Raw genomic sequence first — 448 nt, 5'->3', positions numbered from 1 at the left:
CCCTCCCTCTTCTCCCTTCTCTCTCTCTTCCTCCCCTTTTTTTTCTTCTTCCCCCTTTTCCCTTCCCTCTTTCTCTTCCCCTTCCCCCTCCTTGGCTTCCCCCTCTCCTTCCTCCCTTTCCTTTTTTTTCCTTTCTCCCTTCTTTCCTTTCCTCCCCCTTTCCTCCTTTTTCCTTCCCTCTTCTTTCCTTTCTTTTCCTCTTCCTTTCCTCCCTCTTCTCCTTTCTCTCTTCCCCCCTCCCGCTCCCTCCCCCTGCCCTCTCCCCCTCCCCTCGCCTTGCCTCCCCGTGCGCCCCTCCGCCCCTCCCTCTTCGGCTCCTCGGCCCCTCCCCCTGCCGCGCCGTTGCCCCCGCCGCCCCCTGTCCTCCCTGGCCTCCGTCTTCTCCCGCGCTCCGCCCCCGGTCCTGCCTCCCTGTTGCCTCTGGCCCGGCCCCGTCCCTCTTCCTCCC

At 63.6% G+C, this 448-nt stretch carries 1 protein-coding gene; it reads right to left on the bottom strand.

Annotated features, from left to right (window positions below):
• A partial coding sequence (locus IB250_RS29195) for a hypothetical protein (RefSeq protein WP_192347028.1) occupies positions 1-448 on the bottom strand: 448 nt, incomplete at both ends.

Origin of the sequence: Pseudomonas sp. PDM09 (assembly GCF_014852305.1) — a bacterium.
Lineage (GTDB): Bacteria > Pseudomonadota > Gammaproteobacteria > Pseudomonadales > Pseudomonadaceae > Aquipseudomonas.
This window is presented reverse-complemented; position numbering and strand designations above follow the sequence as displayed.